The sequence below is a fragment of the Lactobacillus sp. B3795 genome (genome assembly GCF_026535805.1).
GTDB lineage: Bacteria > Bacillota > Bacilli > Lactobacillales > Lactobacillaceae > Apilactobacillus > Apilactobacillus kunkeei_C.
On sequence record NZ_JAFNPE010000008.1, the window covers coordinates 1 to 811 of the forward strand.

The window sequence follows — 811 nt, forward strand, 5'->3', positions numbered from 1 at the left end:
TGAACTGAACCCCTTGAGTTGGAGAAATCTAACTTAAGGGGTTCTTTTATGTTTTCTAAAGAATTAAAATTAGCTGCCATTAAAGATTATTATAATGGTTTAGGATTTACAAAAATCACTAATAAATATGGTATTAAAGGGTCTGCGACCCTTTATGAATGGATCAGAAAAGTTGAACAATTTGGAATTGAATATTTCTCAAAAAATACAAAGACATATTATGAATATTCATTTAAAATAAAGGTCATAAATTGGCGACTTAAAAATCATGAATCTTTAACAAATGCCGCACGGCATTTCGGTATAAGCGGTCCTTTTGTGATATATCAATGGGAACGATTAGAAGCTGAAGGTCGCCTAAATAAACCTAAAGGAAGACCGCCCAAAATGAAAAATAATAAAGATATGTCATTAGAAGAAAAGAATAAGCAACTTGAACAACAAGTAACTTACTTACAAGCTAAGGTTGCATACTTGGAAAAATTGGACGCCTTGATTCAAAGCAAAAAATCACCAATAAAGAAAAAGCGCAAATAATAAATGAGTTAAGGCGAGAAATGAACGTTCCATTATTTGTGTTATTAGATATTGCCGAGATGTCTAGTAGTAGTTATTACGATGCGTGTCAACGTGAGTACGAAGTTGATGACCAAGAGGTCATCAGTGAGATGAAAGTCATTAGAAACGAATTTAAAGATTACGGATATAGAAGAGTAACCATTGAATTGAAACGCCGAGGATATAATATCAATCATAAAAAAGTCCTTCGCATCATGAAGAACGAAGGACTCTTATGTGATAGTTATAAAAG

General features: G+C 32.6%; 2 protein-coding genes. Both read left to right on the plus strand.

Annotation, left to right across the window (positions count from 1 at the left end; genetic code table 11):
• The first annotated feature begins 48 nt into the window (after positions 1-48).
• Positions 49-537, plus strand: coding sequence for a helix-turn-helix domain-containing protein (locus tag J3U50_RS04505; RefSeq protein ID WP_054608412.1), 489 nt, complete (start codon positions 49-51; stop codon positions 535-537).
• Positions 538-557: 20 nt separating this feature from the next.
• Positions 558-811 (plus strand): IS3 family transposase (locus J3U50_RS04510; protein WP_301945653.1); only part of this gene is annotated, 254 nt, incomplete at its 3' end.